12 protein-coding genes and 1 pseudogene are annotated in these 21,620 nt (G+C 70.2%); 4 read left to right on the top strand and 9 right to left on the bottom strand.

Annotation, left to right across the window (positions count from 1 at the left end; all coding sequences use genetic code 11):
- Positions 1–107 precede the first annotated feature (107 nt).
- Both OG439_RS08365 and OG439_RS08360 read right to left on the bottom strand, forming a co-directional pair.
- Positions 108–1,025: a PadR family transcriptional regulator gene (locus tag OG439_RS08365; protein ID WP_326948794.1), complete on the bottom strand. Its 918-nt coding sequence runs from the start codon at positions 1,023–1,025 to the stop codon at positions 108–110.
- Positions 1,026–1,106: 81 nt separating this feature from the next.
- A complete protein-coding gene (locus OG439_RS08360; protein WP_326948793.1) occupies positions 1,107–1,985 on the bottom strand; it encodes an SDR family oxidoreductase in 879 nt (292 codons plus the stop codon).
- 130 nt (positions 1,986–2,115) lie between these two features.
- On the opposite strand from OG439_RS08360, the gene OG439_RS08355 reads away from it, so the two are divergent.
- Positions 2,116–2,991: a LysR substrate-binding domain-containing protein gene (locus OG439_RS08355; RefSeq protein WP_326948792.1), complete on the top strand. Its 876-nt coding sequence runs from the start codon at positions 2,116–2,118 to the stop codon at positions 2,989–2,991.
- On the opposite strand, the gene OG439_RS08350 is transcribed toward OG439_RS08355, so the two are convergent.
- Positions 2,975–3,874 (bottom strand): LysR family transcriptional regulator, encoded by a 900-nt coding sequence (locus OG439_RS08350; RefSeq protein WP_326948791.1) that lies wholly within the window; start codon positions 3,872–3,874, stop codon positions 2,975–2,977. The two genes, OG439_RS08355 and OG439_RS08350, sit on opposite strands and share 17 nt — an antisense overlap.
- A gap of 70 nt (positions 3,875–3,944) precedes the next feature.
- Here OG439_RS08350 and OG439_RS08345 point away from each other — a divergent pair, with 70 nt between their 5' ends.
- Together OG439_RS08345 and OG439_RS08340 are read left to right on the top strand one after the other, a co-directional pair.
- The gene (locus tag OG439_RS08345; RefSeq protein WP_326948790.1) at positions 3,945–4,919 is read left to right on the top strand and encodes a YeiH family protein; all 975 of its coding nucleotides are present in this window, start codon (positions 3,945–3,947) and stop codon (positions 4,917–4,919) included.
- Between the two features lie 120 nt (positions 4,920–5,039).
- Entirely contained in the window at positions 5,040–6,521 is a 1,482-nt protein-coding gene (locus tag OG439_RS08340) for a sialidase family protein (protein WP_326948789.1), read from the top strand.
- Positions 6,522–6,587: 66 nt separating this feature from the next.
- On the opposite strand, the gene OG439_RS08335 is transcribed toward OG439_RS08340, so the two are convergent.
- Positions 6,588–6,992: a hypothetical protein gene (locus OG439_RS08335; protein WP_326948788.1), complete on the bottom strand. Its 405-nt coding sequence runs from the start codon at positions 6,990–6,992 to the stop codon at positions 6,588–6,590.
- A gap of 644 nt (positions 6,993–7,636) precedes the next feature.
- On the opposite strand from OG439_RS08335, the gene OG439_RS08330 reads away from it, so the two are divergent.
- Positions 7,637–7,792 (top strand): hypothetical protein, encoded by a 156-nt coding sequence (locus OG439_RS08330; RefSeq protein ID WP_326948787.1) that lies wholly within the window; start codon positions 7,637–7,639, stop codon positions 7,790–7,792.
- A gap of 135 nt (positions 7,793–7,927) precedes the next feature.
- Here the strand turns inward: OG439_RS08330 and OG439_RS08325 are convergent, their stop codons facing one another.
- The 5 genes and pseudogenes from OG439_RS08325 to OG439_RS08310 form a co-directional block, all read right to left on the bottom strand.
- On the bottom strand, positions 7,928–8,665 hold the full coding sequence (locus tag OG439_RS08325; RefSeq protein WP_326948786.1) for a hypothetical protein: 738 nt from the start codon (positions 8,663–8,665) through the stop codon (positions 7,928–7,930).
- A gap of 701 nt (positions 8,666–9,366) precedes the next feature.
- Complete coding sequence (locus OG439_RS08320) at positions 9,367–9,834, bottom strand: hypothetical protein (RefSeq protein WP_326948785.1); 468 nt, start codon at positions 9,832–9,834, stop codon at positions 9,367–9,369.
- A gap of 182 nt (positions 9,835–10,016) precedes the next feature.
- Positions 10,017–10,102: pseudogene (locus OG439_RS50040) on the bottom strand (IS5/IS1182 family transposase); the annotation flags it as partial.
- Positions 10,103–10,197: 95 nt separating this feature from the next.
- Complete coding sequence (locus tag OG439_RS08315) at positions 10,198–10,710, bottom strand: hypothetical protein (RefSeq protein WP_326948784.1); 513 nt, start codon at positions 10,708–10,710, stop codon at positions 10,198–10,200.
- 9 nt (positions 10,711–10,719) lie between these two features.
- Entirely contained in the window at positions 10,720–21,597 is a 10,878-nt protein-coding gene (locus tag OG439_RS08310) for a LamG-like jellyroll fold domain-containing protein (RefSeq protein ID WP_326948783.1), read from the bottom strand.
- Positions 21,598–21,620: the final 23 nt, after the last annotated feature.

Below are 21,620 nucleotides of genomic sequence, written 5' to 3'. Positions count from 1 at the left end.
ACCTTACCCGCCCGGCCCATTGTCCGATGTGGACGGTCGCCGTGAGGGGCACCTTCAGGGCTTGTACGTCCCTGAAGGTGCCCCTCACGGCTTTCGCGCTCGGCGGGTCAGTCTTCCTCGTCCTCCAGGCCGGCGTCGGCGAGGACCGCGTAGACCCGGCGGCGCGCGTCGGCGAGGATCTTCTTCACCTCTGCCACCTGGGCTTCGTTGCCGCTGTAGCCGACCTGGGCGGCCGCGCCGGAGAGTTCACCCAGCGCGTTCCACAGGGCGGCGAAGCGGTCGGCACCCGGCTCGTCCTCGGGGGCGCCGTCGGCCCACAGCGCGGCGAACTCCTCTTCACGACCGGCGACGTGCTCCCGGCCCGCGTCGGTCAGCTCGGCGACGCGACGGCCGCCCGAGTCGGACGTGCGGACCAGGCCCTCGTCCTCCAGCTGCTGCAGGATCGGGTACACCGAGCCGGGGCTGGGCCGCCACCGGTCGTGTGTGCGACGGCGGATCTCCTGCATCAGCTGGTAGCCGTGCCGCGGCTCCTCGGCCAGCAGCGCGAGCACGGCCGGACGCACCGGCCGGGCCGCCGGCCGCCCACCACCGCGGAAGTCCCGCACCCGCTGGAAGGCGCCACCACCCCAGCCCCCCGGACCGCCGAACGACCCCGGACCGCCCGGGAACCCGGGGAAGCCACCGGGACCACCGGGCACTCCCGGCGGCTGCGGCGGGTGGGGTGGGTGCGGCGGAAAACCGCCCGGCGGCCCGCCGCGCGCCAGGTCGGGGCCGCCGTCCCAGTCCTCGTGCCCCGGCATGCCGTGGCCGTCCCACTCGTCGTGATCCGGGTGCCCCGGCACCCCGCGACCATGATCCGGCAGCCCCGGTAGCCCGTCGCCGAGGTCGGGGTGCCCACGGTGCCCGTGCCCCGGCATCCCGTGGCCGTGGTCCGGGTGACCGCGGTGCCCGGCCGGCCCGTGACCGCCGAAGGGGTCACCTCCGAAGCCGCCGAACATCCGTCCCGCTCCCGCGTTCATCACCATGGTTGCCTCCTCAGGCTCATCGTATCGCCGACATTCACACGATATATCGCCGTTGGATCGGCGGCAACCCGCCAGGTCAGCTCACTCGAAGTAGTGCCCGGCTTCCAGGTCCGCGACCAGGCCCTGGTGCTCCGGAACCCAGCCGAGCCGCTTCTGCGTCAGCACGCTCGACGCCGGCGAGTCCTCCCCGGCGAACTTCGCGAGCCAGCCGAAGTGCGACGCGGCCGCCGACGCCACCGGCAGGTCCAGCCCACGCCCGATCCGCTCGGCGACGACCCGCAGCGGCACCCCCTCGTCGCCGACGGCGTGCAGCCGGACGCCCGACTGCCCCGTCTCGACGGCCAGCCGGTACGCCCGCGCCGCGTCGAGCCGGTGCACCGCGGCCCACCGCCCGGAACCGTCGCCCGGGTACGCCGAGACGCCCTTCTCGCGCGCCAGCCGGATCAGCGCCGGTACGAACCCGTGACGGTCCCCTTCGGCGTGCACCGACTGCGGCAGCCGCAGCACCGACGCGCGCACCCCGCGCTCGGCGAACCCGAGTGCTGCGGCCTCGGACCCGGCGCGTGGGAACGCCGGGTCGGCGACGTCGTCCTCCGCGGCGAGCCGGCCGGGCGCCACCGGGCCGGTCGCCGCGGTGACGACCAGCGGTTTCCCGGTCCCTTCGAGGGCCGCGCCGAGGGCGGCGATGGCGGCCGCGTCCGTCGCGGCGGCGGCCGTGAGGTCGGCGAAGTTGTCGTGGACGTAGGCGGTGTGGATGACGGCGTCCGACGCGGTGGCCGCCTCGCGGAGACCGTCGAGGTCCTCCAGGACGCCGTGGCGGACCGAAGCGCCGGCGGCCGCGAGGGCCGCGGCCTTCTCCGTCGAGCGGGCTAGGCCCACGACCTCGTGCCCCGCGTCGAGCAGGTCGCGGACGACCGCGCTCCCGACGAACCCCGTCGCACCGGTGACGAACACACGCATTTCAAGCTCCTCGTGCTGGACCGACTGTGCTTCCATGGTTCGGCCGGGCGAGCGGGAACGTCCAACGCCTGTCCTTCATCGAGCCATACGCCTCAGGCATCACCACAGCTCAGCGGCCTACACTGGGGGCATGACCGACCTCGACCTGCGGCTGGTGCGGTACTTCACCGCCGTCGCCGAACACCGGCACTTCGGCCGGGCCGCGGCCGCGCTGCACACGACGCAGCCGTCACTGAGCCGGCAGATCCGCCGCCTCGAAGGGCAGCTCGGCGCGCGATTGCTGGACCGCACGCCGCAAGGCAGCCGGCTCACCGAGGCCGGCGAGGTCTTCCTGCCCCGCGCCGAGGCGCTGCTGCGGTCGGCCGCGCAGGCGGCGGCGAGCACCCGCGCCGCGGCCACACCCGGCCGGCTCACCATCGGCTACCTGACCAACCTGTTCGTCACCCCGGCCGTGCGGGACCTGCGCCGCCACCACCCGGACGCCGAGTTCGTGACGCGCCACCTCGGCTGGAACGAGACGGCCGCCGCGCTGCTGGAGCACCGCATCGACGTCGCGGTCACCCGCTTGCCGCTGCCGGCCGAGGGACTCGACGTCACGCCGCTCTACGACGAGGAGCGCGTGCTGGTGGTCGCCGCCGACCACCGCCTCGCCGGCCGCGCGTCGGTCACCCTCGACGACATCGCCGACGAACCGCTCCCCCGGCTGGCCGACCCGGCCTGGAACGCGTTCTGGCGCGTCGACCCGCGCCCCGACGGCCGCCCCGCGCCGGACGGCCCGCTCCTCGAGAGCTACGAGGAGAAGTACGAGCTGATCGCCGCCGGCCAGCTGGTGGCGATCGCCCCGGCGGTCGTCCGCCGCAGCCGGCTCCGGCCGGACGTCACCACCGTGCCGATGGAGGGAGTCGAGCCGTGCCACGTCGTGCTGGCGACCCGCACCGGCGACCGCACCCGGCTGCTCGCCGACACCTGCGAAACCCTCGAAGCCCACCTCACGCCCGGGACTTGACCGCCAGCGCCAGCAGATCCGCGGCCGGCCCGGCCAGCCGCCGCCCCGCCGGCCACACCGCCCGCAACACCCGCCCGAGGTCGACACCGTCCACCGCCACCGGCACCAGCCGGCGCCCGGCCACCTCGCGCACGACGTCGAGATCACTGATCACCGCGGGACCCGCGCCGGAGATCACGGCGTTGCGCACCGCCGACGCCGATCCCAGTTCCAGCAACGGTTTCACCGGCCCGGTGCCCGCACGGCGCAGCGCCGCCTCGACGGTCTCGCGGGTACCCGACCCGGGTTCGCGCACCACCAGCGGCGTCGCGGCCAGCTCCGCGGCGGTGAGCGGACGACGTCGTCGCGCCCAGCGGTGCCCGGGCGGGACGACGACCACGAGCCGGTCCGTCGCGACCCGGCGCGTGCTCAGGCCCGGCCACGGTCCCGGCGACTCGACGAACCCGAGGTCCACCCGCCCGTGCGTCACCAGGTTCGCGACGTGCTCGGAGTTGACCACCTCGAGCCCGACGTCGGTGTCCGGCTCGGTCCGTTTGACCTCGCCGATCCACGCGGGCACGAAGTGCTCGGCCAGCGTCATGCTCGCCGCGACGCGCAGTTTCGCGCCGCGCTGGGTGCGCAGCGCCGCCGCGCCGGTCCGCAGCCCGTCCACTTCGGCCAGCACGCGGTGGGCCCAGCCCGCGATGACCCGGCCGTCCGGGGTCAGCGCCGAACCACGCCGCGTCCGGTCCACGAGGGACAGTCCCAGCTGACGCTCCAAAGTGGACAACCGTTTGCTGGCCGAGGGTTGCGCGATGCCCAGCGCCGTGGCCGCCTGGCCGACGCTGCCGAGGTCGTCGACGAGCACCAGCAGGCGCAGCGAGTCCAGATCCGGTCCGGTCATAGCCCCAGTCTATGACCTACGTCGTCACGGACGGCTACCGCGACGGCCACGACCGGGCGACGCTGGGTACATGGCACTCACGACGGCGAAACCGCTCCTGCCCGGCCTCGTGATCACCGGACTGGGCGTCGCGGCGGCGTACGCGCTGAGCTCGGCGTGGCCGGTGGCCGGCGCGCTCACCGTGGCCGTCGTGCTGGGCATCGCCGTCGGGAGCACGCCACTGCTGGCCGACGAGCACCGCCAAGCCGTCGCGCGCGTCACGAAGCGCCTGCTGCGCGCGGGCGTCGTCCTGCTCGGCCTGCAGCTCGCGCTGCCGACGGTGCTCAGCCTCGGCCCCGGCACCCTCGCCGCCGTGGTGGTGACGGTCGCGGTCACCTTCCTCGGCACCCTCGGCCTCGGCAAGCTGGTGCGGGTGCCGCGCGGGCTCGCCCTGCTGGTCGCGACGGGGTTCTCGATCTGCGGCGCGTCGGCGATCGCCGCCATGGAGGGCGTCGTCGACCGCGAGGACTCCGACGTCGCGACGGCGGTCGCGCTCGTCACCTGCTACGGCAGCCTCGCCCTCGGCGTGCTCCCGCTGCTCGCCCACTGGCTCGGCCTGGACGCGGTCCGCACCGGCAGCTGGGCCGGGATCTCGGTGCACGAGGTCGCCCAGGTCGTCGCCGCGGCCGGGCCGGCGGGCGCCGGCGCCGTGACGATCGCGATCGTGGTGAAGCTGAGCCGGGTCGTGCTGCTCGCCCCGATGGTCGCGATCGTCGGCGCCACCGAACGCACCCGCCGCGGCGGCCACGCGCCGCTCGTGCCGCTGTTCGTCCTCGGTTTCCTCGCGATGGTCGCCGTCCGCAGCACCGGCCTGGTCCCGGCGTTCGCGCTCGACGTCGCGAAGACCGCGTCGACACTCCTGCTCGCGGGCGCGCTGTTCGGCCTCGGCTGCGCCGTCCGGCTCGGCCCGCTCCTGCGCGGCGGCGGCCGGGCGCTGCTGCTGGGTCTCCTGTCGACGCTGCTCGTGTTCGCGACCGGGTTCGGGACGCTGGCCGCGTTCACCTGACGTTTCCCTACCGGTCACGTATAGGTCGTTATACGCCGGGTTGTACGGGTCTTGTACGGGCCGGGTCGAGGCTACCGCCGAGACGTAGGACGTAGAACGAATTCGTAGGGAGTCCCCACCGTGAAGTTCACCCGTATCGCCCGAGGCCTGCTGGCCGGGCTGCTGGGGTGCGCCGCCGTTGTCGCCGTCCCGGCCGCCATCGGCACCGCGCAAGCCGACGTGGCGAGCACCCTGGTCTTCGCCAAGAACACCGAAGGCCATGACTGCTACCGCATTCCCACCATCGTGAAGGCCAACGACGGCGCGCTGCTCGCGTTCGCCGAGGGCCGCAACGACGGCGCCAGCGTCTGCAACGACCTCGGCGCGATCGACCTCGTCATGAAGCGCTCGACCGACGGCGGCAAGACGTGGAGCGCGCTGCAGGTCGTCATCAAGGCCAACGGCGACACGAAGGGCAACCCGGCGCCGATCGTCATCCCGGGCAGCAACCGCGTCGTGCTGCTCTCGACGATGCAGTGCTACACCAACCCCGCCTGCGGCCGGATCCCGCGCGTCTCGATCAGCGAGGACAACGGGAAGACGTGGGGCGCGCCGAAGGTGCTGACCACCGAGCTGGGCTTCGCGAGCGCGCCGAGCTGGCTGGCCACCGGGCCGTCGCACGGGATCGTGCTCACCCGCGGCACGCACAAGGGCCGGCTCGTCGCCGGCCTGGGCTACTCGAACATCGGCGCCCTGATGTACAGCGACGACCAGGGCAGCACCTGGCACCTCGGGGCCACCGACAAGCCGACGTCGAGCGCGCTGAACCCGCAGGAGATCAGCGTCACCGAGCTGGCCGACGGCCGGATCTACGCCGCCGCCCGCAACCAGGCGAACGACGACGACAAGTGCCTGGCCGACGGCACGCACAACCGCGCCTACGCGATCAGCTCCGACGGCGGCGCGACCTTCAGCACCAAGTTCACCTTCGCCACCGACCTCGTCACCCCGGTCGTCGAGGGTTCGACGGCCCGGATGAGCGCCACCGACACCGGCGGCAAGTACGACCGGATCCTGTTCACCGCACCGTCCACGTGCGACCGCCGCAAGCAGCTGCGGGTGCACTCGTCGTTCGACGAGGGCGGCAACTGGACGGGCACGGACGCGAGCCTCCTCGTCTGGGGCCAGGACGCGGCGTACTCGGACATGGTGCAGCTGTCCCAGACATCGGCCGGCGTGCTGTTCGAGGCAGGCCCGGAACTGCACGCGAACGACACGATCCGCTACGCGACGATCACCGAAGCAGCGCTGGGCGCCCCGGCCTGCGGCGGCGGTTACGCCGTCATCGACTCGCAGCCGCTAGGCACAGCGGGCACGGCGTACCTGTCGTACAACGCGGCCAACGGCCAGAACTGCGTCAGCACGATGAAGAGCGCATCCGCCGGGACGCCCACGGCGACGTCGGCGTTCCTGGAGGTCCAGGGTTCGGCGCGACAGACGGATTCGGGCGCGTTCTCCTACTTCGCCGGCCCGGTAAAGGCCGCGGCGGCGAACAAGTGCGTCAAGTGGGGCGGCACAGCGGGCGGAGTGTTGTACACGAGCGACTTCGAACACTGCGGCTGAGCGGACGCGAACACGCCTGGGCCGGCGCCGGTCATGACCTGACCGGCGCCGGCGCGTCGTCGGCGGTCAGACCGAAACCGGCACGATCCGCGGCAGAAGCCCGGTCAAGGCGACCCCACGCTTGCGCACGCGCGGCGGAAGGGGCGGCACGGTCAAGGCCAGAGCCTGGTTCCAACCCTGGACGTACAACTGGAACTTCAGCAGAAAACCCGACTTCGGCTCGGTGATCGCCACGAGGTGCCGCGGCGCGCCGAAGATGTGCTTGCCCGGCGACCCGCTGTAGGACCGGAAGAACAGGATCTGCCGGTCCGTCAGCACGACATACGCCTCAGCCTGAACCGGCAGCGCCATCATGGTGCCACCACTGAGCACCCCGACGGCCACCCCGAAGGCAACGGACTTCCCGACCGACTTCGCCACCGAGCCCACTTTGGCCATGGCGACCAGTTCCACCTGCTCGCCGGCCCGCATGAACGGAGCGGCGTTCTCGAGCAGACGTCTTTCTTGACGAGCACCCACGGAATTCCTCCAGAACGGAAACGCGCCACGACCCCGGACGCATCGCACACGCTACTGGAAGCGGGGTCACCGCGTTCCCTTGCCCTGTAACAAAATTCAACGGAAACAGTCAAGCGCGACAAACCAGGCACAGGTCACTTTCCGACACAGTCGCCGCGATTCGGCAAGAATCATGTCCGACAACACACGCGGAGCAGTTCAGATTTCAGGAGAAGCAGGTCGTGGAATCTGGCGCGCGCATAGTCCGAAACATCGTCCGCCAACGCGGCCAGCACTACAGAAGTGCCGAAGTCGCCCGACTCGTCGGCAAGCGCGAACCGCCCCCAGCTCTTCCGCGACGTATTTTGCCGATCGGCCGCGGGCGCAGTGTTCCCGCGACCAGTTGAGCCGCGCGATTCGAGTTCCACGTTTCACGGCAGTGTCCCATGCGTCATCATCCCACACACCTCCCGGCGCACCGGTGACGCCCGGAGTGAACGCGAATCGGTTCGGGCAGTCGCTCTGGCACGCGACACAAGCCGGCTTCGGCATGGCATCAACGCCTCCGCCCGCCCCACGGTTCACTCCATGGCGGGTATTCGAATATCCTCGAACCGATGGTACTTGCCTGGAATTTCACCGCTATCTCTTTGTCGCCGGATTCCAATCTCATCGAGCGCTCCGACATCTCCATCAACCGAGGCCGGCCCATCAGTGCCGGTAATGATGAGCTTGCCGTTGATAAAGGTCAGCCTGCAGCCACTCGGAAATAGACTGCATCATATGAAATGATGCCAGATATACTCCGCCCACCTCCAAGACCGACGCGCAATGACCCGGTCGTCACGCAAAGAAACGACAGTGCAGAGCTCCAGCCGCACGAAGGTGTCACAAACTCCTCGTAGGTCCTACTTTACTCGACCTCGGATATCAGCCGGAAGAAATTGCCGTTCCCCACACCCGGCCCGCGCCAGATCATGACGCAATGAACTGGTTCGCGCATCGCCGGCAGTCAGAACCATCACTTGCCGAGACGGTTCCCGTCCGGGATTGAGGAAGCAGTGACAAACAACTGCAACATCATCGCCTGACCACCACGAAGACAGACTGCCCGAAAGAGACTCTTCGAGCTCAAGTAGAGCAGGAATTTCACCGAGTGAATCTACATCCGCATCCACAATCGCCACATATCGCCACGTACGAACCAAGTTCCAACGGGTGCAATCTTCGATGAAATCGGCCACGGAGTCGAAAAGTGGATGAAACTCGTCCGACCATGAGCAACCCAGTCGACCGTCCGTCGCCATCACTATGGAACATTGGGCAGAATCATGGCGTGCGACCCGGGCAAACAATCCCCCATCAGGCTTCCGTCGCAGAACAGTCTCGCCTGCACCACAGCCCAATTCGAGCTCACCTTCCAAGACGCCACCATAAATCGGAACGACCCGACCACCGAAGCTGGAGTCGAATTCAATCAACTCGTCCCCGAATCGCTTAGCGATTTCCTTCATTTCTTCGCCTATGGAATTATCGATCACCACTTCGGAGGCCGTAACCCCCCGACTCCAACGTGGCGACAAGATGCCATCCCCCAAGAATGACCGAGCACGATCGGTTAACGCCGCACTATGATCGATGGTCACTTCATTGTCCCCCCGCCGAGGTAGTCGAACAATTTTCACACGCGGGACAGAACGGCTTTACCATGCCGTGTACTTCCGGCCCGTATCCCTGCGAACCGCCGGCGACATGCACAGCCAAACCCTCTGCACCTTCGATGGGAACTTGCTGCTCTTCCAACCGGCAAAGCGCCCCGATTTCGGCGCATCCGCCATGGTGCCCGGTCGCCTCGACATCTGCCCGCAACACGCGGGGTCATGCTACCAAACGTTCTGGCCATACTGGTGCCCAATCCACGCACACCGTTCGGGGCCACCACTTCGGCCGCCACCGTCAAGGTGGGCTGGCGACCGGGGTCTGCCGCCAGTACCAACGCCCTCCGAACCTCGCCGATACGCGTCGAGACCCCTTCGACCGTGAATCGGCCGGCCGTCACATGAGGAGCGTTCACGTGCCCGTAGGCAGCTTGAGCCGCCAGATAAACACCGACCCCAAAGGGGTGGATGCATACGATCTGGACCTCAACGACACATCCGACCAGGCCTGGACTCAAATCACCCCATTCCTCCGGAGGAAGTTCATGGATATCTCGACCTTCTACCACGACATACCCGAACATTCCCTGGAGACCGTCAGCCGATTGAACAATAAATTTCCGTAAGGTAGTCACCCTCGCACAAACCGACCGAATGCCGACACTCACTCCTCCGCGAGGAGCGCCTGCTCACTCGCCCACAAATGCCTCGATGGCCCGAGCCACCGACACCGGAGTCGACTCGTCGCCGGGATCATCCATTCCGAGCAACGGTAGATCCAGCGCTACAGTCACCGAGTCGCCGAATTCAGCTCTCACCACCCTGAGAGACTGAAGAACGGCATAGTAAGCAAGGCTGACTTGCTTGAAATCGTCCCTGATCGACACTCTTCCATCGCTCTCGACGACCGGACGGAAGGGCGGCACGACAATCCACTCAGGCATGCCATCATCTCTGGAGTTGGGCAAGACCTGCGCCACCTCCCTGCCCGGACTACCACCGTAGCGGTCGAACGCCCAAACTCCGGACATCACGAGCACGTCAGCTCCAAGCGACCGGCTACCTCGGTTGGCGAACTCGATCATTTTCGACGCGGGCAGCAACCTCGACCAGAGGTCCAGGGTCGACTGCCGGAGGGATGACACGTAAATCTTCATCTACTCCCCCTACGGATCGGCACGGAAGGAAAATTCACCCTCGGCTGATCATACTCATCGCACCTTCCCAGAGCGCGAAGGCGTTGATTCCGCCACCGCCGTCACCAGCAAACAGGACAGCCGAGATTCCGTCCGGATACCCAAGACAGAAGCAAAAGGCGACAACAGCCCTGGAGCCAGTCCCGCGGGCGGACTCCATGCTCCGGATTCAGCGGTGTCACCAGCGCCCACAGCTCATCCGGCACCGACGCCGGGACAAATAATCCATTACGCCCCGACGAACCCCCGCTAAGACACGCTCCAAGGTTCAATGGCACCGAACATCCAGCCTAGACGCCGCAAATATTTCGTGCTGTTTGGAGCTTATCGCAGATCTCCCGGCAGCAGCTCGCCCGCAGCGGCCCGGGCGAGCTCGAGTCGATCTTCGTCTTTTTCGACCAGAGAGAGCGTCTCGTACGCGTAAGCTGCGGAATCGACCCGCCGCCCTGAGAAGACCTCCGAGTACAGCAACCAGATGCCCGGTTCGGCCGCTACTACGCACTCGGCGGCGAGATTCCGGCCAGCCTGTGCGGCCCGCTCCGATTGGCCATCGTCGCCGACCAGAAAGAGAAGCAGTTCGAGGAATCTGGTCCGCGCGTAGTCCGAAATATCGTCCGCCAACGCGGCCAGCGCTACTGAGACGACCGGAACAGCCGGCTCATGGACGAACGACGAGACGAAGACATGGCCCTCGAAGACCTCGGTGCCGAGACCGCTCGACTCGTCGGCCCTGGCAAGTCGCCTCAGATCTTCCGCTACGTGCTCGGCCGAACGGCCACAGGCACAGTGTTCCCGCGACCAGTCGTGCAGGGCAATTTCGAGTTCCACGAGTTTCACTGTCGCATCCTATCCGCCATCGCCCCACGCACCCCCCGGTGCTCCGGTGACCCCCGGAGCGAACGCCGACCGGTCCGGGAAGTCGCTCTGGCACGCTGCGCAGACTTGCTTCGGCACCGCTTGAAGATTGCCGCCCGCCCCACGGTTGACGGTGAATGCTTCGGTGAACATCACGTTGGCTGGGTCACCGCCGAGTGCCATCAACGCGTTCCCTTCGGCGCAGTGCCCGGCGCATCCTTGAGGTCCTCCTCCCGACGAAGCCAGCGCAATCTCGCCGGTGTCCGTGTTGACGCCGCCCACGTAGGTGCGGTTCGAGGTCGCCGCTGTCCGATTGAACAGCGCATATGCCGGCACTCGCTGCTGCGCGAGCTGGAGCTGTCCCTCGACCGACCAGCCGGGCCGAGCGCTATCGATATCGACAGAGGCAGCCCGGCCGGCCGGGCCACGCGCGCTGGGAACGCCACTGACACCGCAGTTGTGCACCAGCACCGGGGTGGCGCCCGCGAACACGTAGTACGTGTGCAGCGAGTCGATCGTCAGGTCGTACGTGACCTCCGTCGAGTGGTACGGCGTCACCGCCTCGACCGACGCCTCGTCGCCGTCCGCGGTCTGCAACCGGTCACCGACCTGCAGATCCACCGCCTCGACGAACGCCCCTCGCGTCACGTCGTAGAACGGGTGGTGGAACGTCGTCGTGATCGTCGCCGGTTCGGAAGCCGACGCCGGCGCAGCTCCTCCGGCCAGGACACCGGCCGCCAGTGCCAGGCCCGCCGCCACGCGACCTGCCACCCGGCGCAACGACTTCACCTTCAACGCCACGAAGTCGTGGTCCGTCGCCGTCTTGATCACCCGGTCGACCGCGTGTGACTCCACACCCGCCGTGCCCGGCTGAGAGTTCCGGACCCGATCACCGACCTTCAGCGACGAGATCGGCTTCGCAGAACCGTCCGCCAGCAGCACCTTGGTGGAAGCGAGGAAACTGTGCACCGCGCACGTCGACGGCTCCTCCGCCGAACTGCGACCACGAGCCCGCAAACCGCCCAGCGCCCCGAACGCCGCACCACCGACACCGCCGGCCAGCGCACCCGTCCCCGCCGCCGACAACGCGCCGCCCACCGAGCAGTCGCGGCCGCAGTTCATGCCGTAGCCCGCCAACGCCGTCACGCCGCCGCTGACCGCTCCGGCACCCGCGCCGATCAAGCCCTGCGTCGCCGCCTGGGGCAGCACCCCGTCCAGGGCCTCCGCCACCAGCTTGCCGCCCAGCGGGCCCGCCAGGCCCGCGCCCAGCGCACCGCCCAGCGCGCCCAGGCCGACCGCCTCCACCGCGCCGCCGACCGAGCAGTTGTGCGCCTTCGAGCAATCCATCCCGTAGGACACCGCGCCACCGACCGCGCCACCGATCGCCGCGCAGCCGACCGCTCCGATGCCCAGCGTCGCTGCCGTGCAGGCCGCGCCGACCAGCACGCCCGCCGCGATGCCCGCGATCGTCGACGCGTGGTCCTTCACGAATGTCGCCACGTGCGATGCCGCCGAAGCTGCCGCGTGGCCCACGGCCGTCGCCGCCGTCGACACCGCGTGGCCCACCGTCTTCGCCGCCGACACCGCCGCGTGCGCCACCGCCGTCGCCGCGTGGGCCACCGCGTGGGCCGCTGTCTTCACCGCCTTCGTGACCGCGTGGTACGCGGTTTTCACCACGTGCACCGCCGCGTGGTACACCTTCTTCGCGTACCGGACCACCGCGTGGTAGGCGTTGCGGACCACCCGCCCCGCCGCGTGGTAGGCGTCCCGCACGACGTGGTAGCTCGCCACCGCCACGTGCACGATCGGCTGCACCACGTACGTGTTGACGAAGTGCGCCGCCGGCTGGATCACCTGGTGGTAGACGAACGACGCCGCCGGCGCCACGACGTGGTTGCTCACGAACGACCACGCGTCGCTGAACCAGCCGTGCCCGGACGGGTCCGTGCCCGTCATCGGGTTGTCGTCGACGTAGGCGAACTTGTTCGCCTCCATCGGGTTGGGCACCGGGCTGTTCGCCACCGAGTCCCGGTTCATGAACTGCCCGACCGCCGGGTTGTACCAGCGCGCCGCCATATTGACGTTGCCCGTCGACCGGTCCGTCCAGCCCGACTGGTACCCCAGCTGCCCCTTGGCGTTCGCCGACGCCAGCACGTTGCCGAACGGGTCGTAGGTGCTCGACCCGCTCAGCGCGCCGCCGGTGGCGGTGAACGTCCCGACGACGTCGGTGTGCTGGTCCACGAAGGCGTACGCGCCGGTGCCGCCGGTGGCGACGCCGACGAGGCCGCCACCCGGATCGCGGCTGTAGGTCGACGTGCCGTCCGAGGCGATCGTGTTGCCCTGCCCGGAGAAGGCGAACGTCGTCGCCGCGCCGGACGCGATCGTCGTGTCGGTCAGGTTCCGGCCCAGTCCGTCGTACCCGAAGTTCTGCGTGCCCTGCACGATCATCTGACCGAAGGCGTCCGACGCGGACACCAGGGTGCCGGTCGAGGACGCCCGCTCCCGCAGCGTTCCGCGCGCGCTGTAGCTGTAGGTGTTCGAGCCGTCCGACGTCAGTTCGTCGCGCGCGTCGTAGGTGTAGGTCGACGAGCCCACCTGGGTCCGGTTGCCGGCCGCGTCGTAGCCGTAGGCCACCGTGCTGACGCCGTTGTTCCACGACGCGAGCCGGCCGGCGAGGTCGTAGGTGTAGGTGTTGGCCGCCGACCCGGCGAAGCCCGCGGTCGTCTTCGACGTGAGGTCGTCGTTCGCGTCGTAGCCGTAGCCGACCGACGCGACCGCCGCTCCCCCGGCGGTCTTCAGCGTGTCGCCGGTCAGCCGGTGCAGGCCGTCGTAGCCGAACGTCCGCGCGTTGCCTGTCCCGTACTTCACGCCACTGACCTGGCTCAGCGCGTTGTAGCTCAGCGTCTGCGTGCCACCGGTCGCCGCGTCGGTGACGGTCGAGAGCCGGTCGGCGCCGTCGTAGCCGTACGACGTGGTGCCCGCCGCGTCGGTGCGCGAGGTCATCAGGCCGTCGGTGTTGTAGGCGAACGACGACGACCCGGCCGAACCGCTCGCCGTGAGCAGCGCCCCGCGGTCGTTGTAGCCGAACGTCTCGCTGCTCGCCGCCTGGTGGTCCGAGTGCCCGGCGACGCCGGCTTCGGTCGTGGCCACCGAAGTCATCCGGCCGCCGGGGTCGTAGCCGAACGTCCGGGTGGCCGTCGCGGCTTCGGCGCCGCCGCCGCTCTGGCTGACCAGGTTCCCGTCGTCGTCGTAGCCCGCCGTGACGGTCACCCCGCCCGGCTGGGTCTGCGTGACCGGCCGGGCCGCCGCGTCGTAGACCGAGGTGAAGGTCCGGTCCGCGGCCGAGGTGTAGGCCGTGGTGGCCGGCTCGACGACCGCTTCGGGCTGGTTCCACGCGTTGTAGCGGGTGATCGTCGCGTTGCCCCGGCCGTCGGTGGACCGCGTCCGGTTGCCCGCCGCGTCGTAACCGAACGACGTCGTGACGGACGCCGTCGCCGACACCGGCTGGATCTCCCCGGTGAGGCGGTTCCCGCTGTCGTAGGTGAAGGTCCGCGCGGTTCCCCGGCCGTCCACAGCGGACGTGAGGCGGCCGCCCGCGTCGTAGGCCGCCGACGTCTGCCGCAGCACGGCTCCGGTCGCGTCCTTGCCGGTGACGCGCACCGGGCGGCTCGACTGGTCGTAGTCGGTCAGCGTCGCGGTGTTGTCGGCGGCGGTGACCGACGTCTTCTCCCCGAGGTAGCTGTACCCGTACCGGGTGGTGTTCCCGGCCGCGTCGGTGACCGCGGTGGTCTGCCCGAGACCGTCGTACCCGTAGGAGGTGACGGCGCCGGCGGGGGTCGTGGTCGAGGCCAGGCGCGCGCCGCCGGGGTTGCCGGCCGACGCGGTGTAGGAGTTCGTCGTGGTCGCGGTGAGCGTGCTCGGGTACCGCTCGAACACCGTCGAGGTCAGCGGCCGTGACAGGAAGTCGTAGGTCGCCTCGGTGCGGACGCCGTTCGCGTCGGTCACCGACAGCCGGTCGCCGTTGGTGTCGTAGGTCGACGTCGTCTTGGCGCCGGAGGGCCGGGTCACCTGGGCGACGTCACCGAGCTGGTCGTAGCTCATGGTGGTGACGTGGCTCAGCGGATCCTTCTCGGTGAGGACCTGCCCGATCTTGTCGTAGGTGCGCACGGTGGTCGCGGTGATCGGGGCGCCGCCGCCGGGCGGGGTGTACGCCGGGTTGGTGACCGAGACCGGCTGGCCGGCCGCGTCGTAGACGGTGGTCACCTGGTTGCCGTCGGGGTCGACGGCCTCGACCGGCTCGCCGAAGGTGTTGTACCCGGTCGTGGTGACCGGGTGCACGGCGGTGGCCGGACCGCCGTTGGTCTCCGTGGTGACGGTCGGCGCGGTGGTCACCGCCGGGTTCCCGGCCTCGTCGCCGGCGTAGGTCGTGACGTTGCCGTTCGCGTCGGTCATCGACGTCGGCAGGCCGCGCTGGTCGACGGTCCAGCTCGTCGTCTCGGCCGCCGAAGACGCCGTCGTGCCGCCGTTGCGGCCGCCGCCGAAGATCGTCGTGACCTCCGCCGCGGACAGCGCGCGGGTGTACGCCTGGACGCCGGCCACCTGGCCGGTGGCGTAGTTGCCGTTGGCGCCGAGGTACCAGCCGTGCCCGAGCACCAGCGGGCCGGTGCTCGCCATCGGCGTCGGGTCGGTGGTGGTGCCGGCCAGCGCGCCGTTGACGTACAGCGTCATCGCGCCGGTGCCCGGGTTGTACACACCCGCCAGGTGCGTCCACGTCCCGGCCTGCGCGTCGGCCGCGGACTCCGCGCGGTAGCCGGTGGCGTTGGTGGCGTCGGTGCCGAACCGGGAGAAGGACCACTTGTGGCTGCTGCCGTCGTACTCGAGGTAGAGACCGCTCATCACGGTCCCCTTCTGCACGACGAAGGTCTGGAACGCCGAGCCGAGCGTCGCCGGTTTGACCCAGGCCGACACCGTGTAGGCCGCCGTGGTGTCGAGCACCGGGCCGTTGGTGGCGATCTGCGAGCTGGTGCCGTCGAGGTTCGCGGCGCCGTCGGACCAGGTGACGGCCGAGGCCGCCGCGGTGTTCCCGGTGCCGGAGGAGTCGGTGACCGTGGTGCCCGACGGCTGGTTCAGCTTCCACCAGCCCACCGGGTGCCCGGCGCCGTCCGCGGCGACCGAGCGGGAGGTGAGCACGCCCATCGGGTCGTAGGTGGTGCTGACCGTGCGGCTGCGTCCCGACGGGTCGGCCTGCGTGGTGGTCGCGACCTGGTCGTCCGGGGTGTAGGACACCGACGTCGTGCGGGCCGCGCCCGCCGGGTCGTCGACGGTCCGCGAGACCCGCCCGGCGGCGTCCACTGTGGACGCCGAGGTGTTCGCGCCGTTGCCGGTGACCGTGCCGATCTGGTTGCCGGCCGCGTCGTAGGTGTTCGACTCGGTGACGAACGCCTGCTGCCCGGCAGGGTCCTTGCGCGTGACGGTCGCGGTCAGCCCGTTGTCGGTGTAGGTGTAGTACGTGGTGTCGCCCATCGAGTCCGTTTCGGACGCGAGGCGCCCGGCCGGGTCGTAGGCGTTCGACTTCTGGACGAGGAACGTCGCGGGCCGCGGGTCGGCGGGGTTGCCGGTGTACCAGACGCCCTGGGTGAGCAGCCGGCCTTCGCCGTCGTAGGTCCAGTCGGTCTCGGTGCCGTTGGCGTCGGTCTCGCTCTTCTTGTTGCCGTAGACGTCGTAGGTGTAGGTGGTGATGTTGCCGTTCGCGTCCGTACTGGAGGCGACCTGGTCCTTGTCGTTGTAGGTCGAGCCCGACGTCCGGGCGGCGTCGCCGCCGGTGCCGTCGGCGACGGTCTGCGAGGTGAGGCTGCCGTCGGCGTTGTAGACGCTGGAGGTGACGGCGTTGTGGACGGCGCCGGTCACCCGGTCGGTGACCGCCGGGTCGGTCTGCGAGACGACCTGGTCGCTGCCGTCGTAGGCGTAGGTGGTGACCAGGCCCGCCGGGTAGCTGTCGGACACGGCCGTCTTCGACAGGAGGCGGCCGAGCGGGTCGTAGGCGAAGCGGGTGACCAGGCCGTCGGCGTTGGTCGTGCTCGCGACGTCCCCGTTGTGCAGGTAGGCCACCTGGTTGACGGCGCCGCCCGGCGAGGTCGTCTTCACCGGCAGCCCGGCGGGCACGTTCCCGGAGTCCGTCGCGGGGAAGGCCGCCGTGCCGTCGCTGTAGGTGATCGCGGTGGTCCGCCCGCCCGCGAAGCCCGGCACCGGCGGGGTCGTCACGGAGGTGCGGTTGCCGGCGGTGTCGTAGCCGAACGACGTCAGGTACGCGGGGTCGGTCGCGCCCGAGGAGCGCGGGTCCCGCGAGGTGAGCATCAGGTCGTTGCGCGCGTCGGCCGTCGTCAGCTGCGCCGTGGTGTCGTCCGGGAAGTACGTCGAGTACGACGTCGAGCACTTCTCGGCGGCCTGGTCCTGGCAGGTGGTCTGGGAGACGGTGTTGCCGCGCACGTCGTGGCCGATGGTGACCACGTTGCCGTTGGGGTCGGTGCTGGTGTGCAGGAAGCCGGCCGTGTCGTAGCCGTAGGTGGTGCGGTGCCCGGCCGTGTCCGTCTCGGCGATCTTGTGGTTCCCGGCGGCCGGGTCGTACTGCTGCGTCGACGTCTTGCCCGCGGGGTCGGTGATCGTCGCGGTCGTCAGCGGGGCGAGACCCTGCGAGTTGCCCGCGGCGAGGAAGTGCTGGGCGACCTCCCCGGCGCCGAGCGACGAGCGGTAGAAGGCGACCTCGCCGATCGAGCCGGTGAAGTAGTTCCAGGTGTTCCCGGTCGGCGCGGCGGGCCAGCCCCGGGTGTTGTAGACGCCCGCGCCGACGAAGGCCAGCGGGTCGCCGTTGGAGATCTGCGCGGACAGCGTGCCGATCTGCTGGCCGTCGAGGTAGAGCACCTGGGCGGTGTTCGCGCCGGTGGGCACGACGTGGTGCCACTTGCCGTCGTTGACCTTGCCCGCCGAAGCCATGCCGGCGACCGAGTTGTCCCAGAAGTGCCCGTGCAGCTTGCCGTCGGTGCCGACGTAGAGCACCGGCATCGCCCCGGCGGACGGGTTCGCCGTGCCGAGGGCCGACGTCCCGGTCGAGAAGAGCGTGCCCGCGGCCGCCGACGTCGTCGAGAACCACAGCTCGACCGACGCGGTGTTCGACGCGCTGACGAGGTGGTCGGGCAGCGTCGTCCCGGCGACGGTGCCCGGGAACTTCGCCGCGGTCGAGTCGGTGAACGGGCCGGGCCCGCCGAGCGTCGCGTTCGTGTAGGCCGACGGCCGGTAGTTCACCTCGCCCGCCGGCACCGCCGTGCCCGGTGCGTCCGCGAATCGCTGATACAGCTCGGGGTGCGAGCCGAGGACGGCGCCGCGGTAGACCTGGCTGGAGCCGGCCGCGGTCAGCGGCGCGTACTTCCAGGTGCCGCCGTTCTCGTCACCGATCTGCGTGACGGCGTCGGAAACCGGGTCGTAGGACACCGTCGTGTGCACCGCGCCGGAGGGCCGGGTGATCGACGTGAGCAGGCTCGACTGCTGCTTGCCGCTCTCGTAGAGCGCCAGTTCGCGCTGGCCGGGCACGGGCTTGTCCCACACGGCGACGTCGGCGATCTGGCCGTTGAAGAAGGTCGCGGTGCCGGGCTTGCCGGCGTTGGCCTGATCGGGCCACTGGTTGCCGAGGAAACCCGCGCCGATGTAGCGGTTCTGCGGGCCCATCGGCACGATCGCGCCGATCGTGGACCCGACGAACTGGCCGTCGAGGTACATGCCCTGGCTGGTCGAGGAGTGCGTGAACACCACGTGGTGCCAGGCGTTGTCGTTGACCGGGGCCGGGGTCGTGACGGTCTTGTCCGTCGCGCCGGTCCAGTACTCGCCGATCAGCTTCCCGTCGTTGCCGACGTAGAGCGCGGGCGTGTACTGCGACGCCGGGCTCGTCGCCTCGGTCAGCGGCATGGTGCTGTAGGAGAACAGGACTCCGTTGGTGGCCGCGGTCTTGAACCACATCGACACCGACATCGTGTTCGGCGCCGCGGCGTCGGCCCGCGGGAGCTGCACGTACGACGAGGTGCCGTTGAACCCGGCCGACGTCGCCGCCGAGCCCGCCAGCGCGCCGGGCCGGCCGAGCGTGACGTCGTGGTAGGTCGCGCTGTCGGCGCCTTCGTTGGTCAGCACCGCGCTCGCAGCGGTCGTCCCGGACGCTTCGGCCAGCGGCCAGAGCGAGTGCGGGCCGAGGTCGAGCGCGCTGGTCCGGTAGGGCGACGCGGCCTGGTAGCCGTATCGCGTGCAGGCGGTTGTCGTGCCCGGCGGGCAGACGCTGGTGAGCTGGTCGCCGGTGTAGCCGTAGGTCCAGGTCAGCGGCGCGCCCGGGGTGAGGTCGTCGGTCGAGACCGTGGCGACGTGCGGGCTGGTGGCCCCGGCCGGGGTGGTCCAGGCCAGGTGCAGGGCGCGGCCGGAGACCGCCGACGTCAACGCGGTGGCGCGGCCGCCGGCGGTGGTCACGGCCGTCGCGCGGCCGTTGGCGTCCGTGATCGAGGAAAGCTGGTAGACGCCCGAACCGAGTGCCTGGGTGAAGGTGTAGACAGTGTCGTTCTTGTCGGTGAGGCTGTAGCCGCCGGTGATCGCCTTGAAGGTGGCGAACCGCCCCGACGGCGGGGAAAACGTGCCGTCGGCGTTCTTCCCGTAGCCCACTTCGGAGCCGTCCGGGTAGGTCACCAGCACGCTGACGACCGTGCCGGTGCCGTCGAAGTCGTACTGCTCGGCGGCGCGCGCGTCGACCACGCTCGACCAGCCGGCGCCGAAGGCCCCGGTCGTGCGGGGATCACGGGAGTTGTAGTCGCGCACCACGGACAGGGCGGGCCCGACGCTGCGCACCTCCGCGTCGGTGGCCGACGTCGTGTAGTTGCCGATGCTCGGCTCGACGCCGTGCACGCCGGTGTTCTGCGACAGCGACGACGTCACCAGCGGCTGGTCCACCCCGACGGTGAGCGGGTTCCACGGCGGGTCGGCCGAGTAGGACGAGCCGTCGTAGGCCTGCACGGCCCAGTAGTAGGTCTGGTTGTACTTCAGCTTCCCGGCCGGGACCCGCCAGGTCCCCTCGGCGACCAGGCCGGAATCGGCGATGGTCGTACCCGCCTGGTCGGCGACCTGGTAGCGGTACTTCAGCGCGCCTGGGCCGGCGTCGATGTCGTGGGCCGTGGCGAACAGGAACGGGACGAGGCTGGTCGTGACGCCGCCCGCGCCCGGGTACGCGGAGTCGACGACCGGCGGCACGTTCCCGCTCGTGGTCAGCGACAGCACCGGCTGGAAGCCGGCGTTCATCTGCCACGAGTCGAACTGCTTCCAGTGCAGCGTGTCGTTCGTGGCCGCGTAGACGGCGAGGCCGTTGTCCGCCACCGACCCGTTGGCCCAGCCGGTGAACGTCGCCGCCGACAACGGCACGCTCACCCAGTCGCCCACCGTCCGGTCGGCCGCGCGGTTGGCGCACGCGGTGGGCACCGACGGCGTGGCGTTGCCGATGCTCGCGCCGTAGGACGGCCCCGGGTAGGCGGTCACGCCGGACGGCGTCCACGTCTGCGTCACCGGGGCGACGTCGAAGCGTTCGGCGACGCACGTCGAGGCCCAGGTGTCGAACAGCTTCAGCGTCGCTGAGCTCACCGTGACCTGGGAGCCGTCGAGGTCGGCGGGGAACTTGAGGAACGTGTTCGCCGAGTCGGGGCCCGAGTTGAACGACCCGATCTTGACGACCTTCTCCATCGAGTGGTCGCCGGGCGCGCCGGCCTCGGCGTAGGTCGAGGACGGCGTGTCGGTGAAGGTCGGGTCGACGGTCACCGGGAACACCCGCGCCGGGTCGGCCAGCCACGCCGGGTCCAGGGTGACCTTCAGCGCCGGCGCCCCGGCGGACGTCGTCAGCGCGTAGCCGACCGCATACGTCGTGGCCGGGTCGCCGGAAACCGGGTCGACCCGGGAGTCGAAGGCGTAGCCGCGCGGGATCCGTTCGCGGACCGCCCCGGCGCCGTCGACCAGGCTCACCGAGCCGTCGGCTTCGGCGCGCGGCGTCAAACCGTTGAGGGACAACGGGAACACCCAGGTGCTCGGGGCCGCCGCCGAGCGCAGCACGACGGACTCCTTGACGCCGGTCGCCGTCGGTTCGAGGGCGAGATCGGTGTCGCGGAGCACGCCGGGGTAGGTCGCGGACCGGCCGTCGACGCGGGGTGCGACCGGGGCGGCGCCCTGCAGGCCGTACGTGAGCGAGTGCCCGCCGTCGACGGCGAGGGCGGCCAGCGCCGGGTCGGCCGCGTTGCCCGCGAAGTCGACGGCCCGGGAGTTGGCGGCCTCGTGCCAGCGACCGTCCTGTCCACTGTGGACCGAGGTGTCGATCGGCCGCCAGCCCCACGGGCCGTCGGCGAAGTTGACCGGCTCCCGGGTGTAGTCGCGGGTGACCGAGCCGTCGGCATTGGTGAAGAAGTTCATCGTCGCCGAGGACTTCGTCGCGTCGCGGTGGCTCGTCACGGCGTCGAAGCCACGCGTCGCCGGGCCGCTCGGCCCGGGCGTCACCTTACGGTCGTGCGCGGCTTCCGGGGCCAGCTCACCAGGCGCGCGGCCTGGCGCATTCCCGGCGCCGCCGTCCGCGCTGGTCTCCGCGGTGGTCGCGTCGTGGCGCGCGCCGTCGGCCGAGCCGGCGGCCTGCCGGGGTGTCGCGCCCCAGTGCGGCGAACCGGAGAACAGCGAACCGAGCCACGACGTGAACTCCGATACCGGCAGGTGACCCGGCGCGAGCTGAGCGGCGTCCGCCTGCCCGGAACCGAGCGAAAACGCCAGCGCCAGCAGTATCCAGGCAGCACAGAACCTGACAGCACGACGACCCACGAGTCTCCCCCTCGATGACCATC

Origin of the sequence: Amycolatopsis sp. NBC_01307, from assembly GCF_035975215.1 — a bacterium.
Lineage (GTDB): Bacteria > Actinomycetota > Actinomycetes > Mycobacteriales > Pseudonocardiaceae > Amycolatopsis.
Note: the sequence above shows the minus strand (reverse complement) of the source record. Positions and strands in the feature narration are given on the sequence as shown.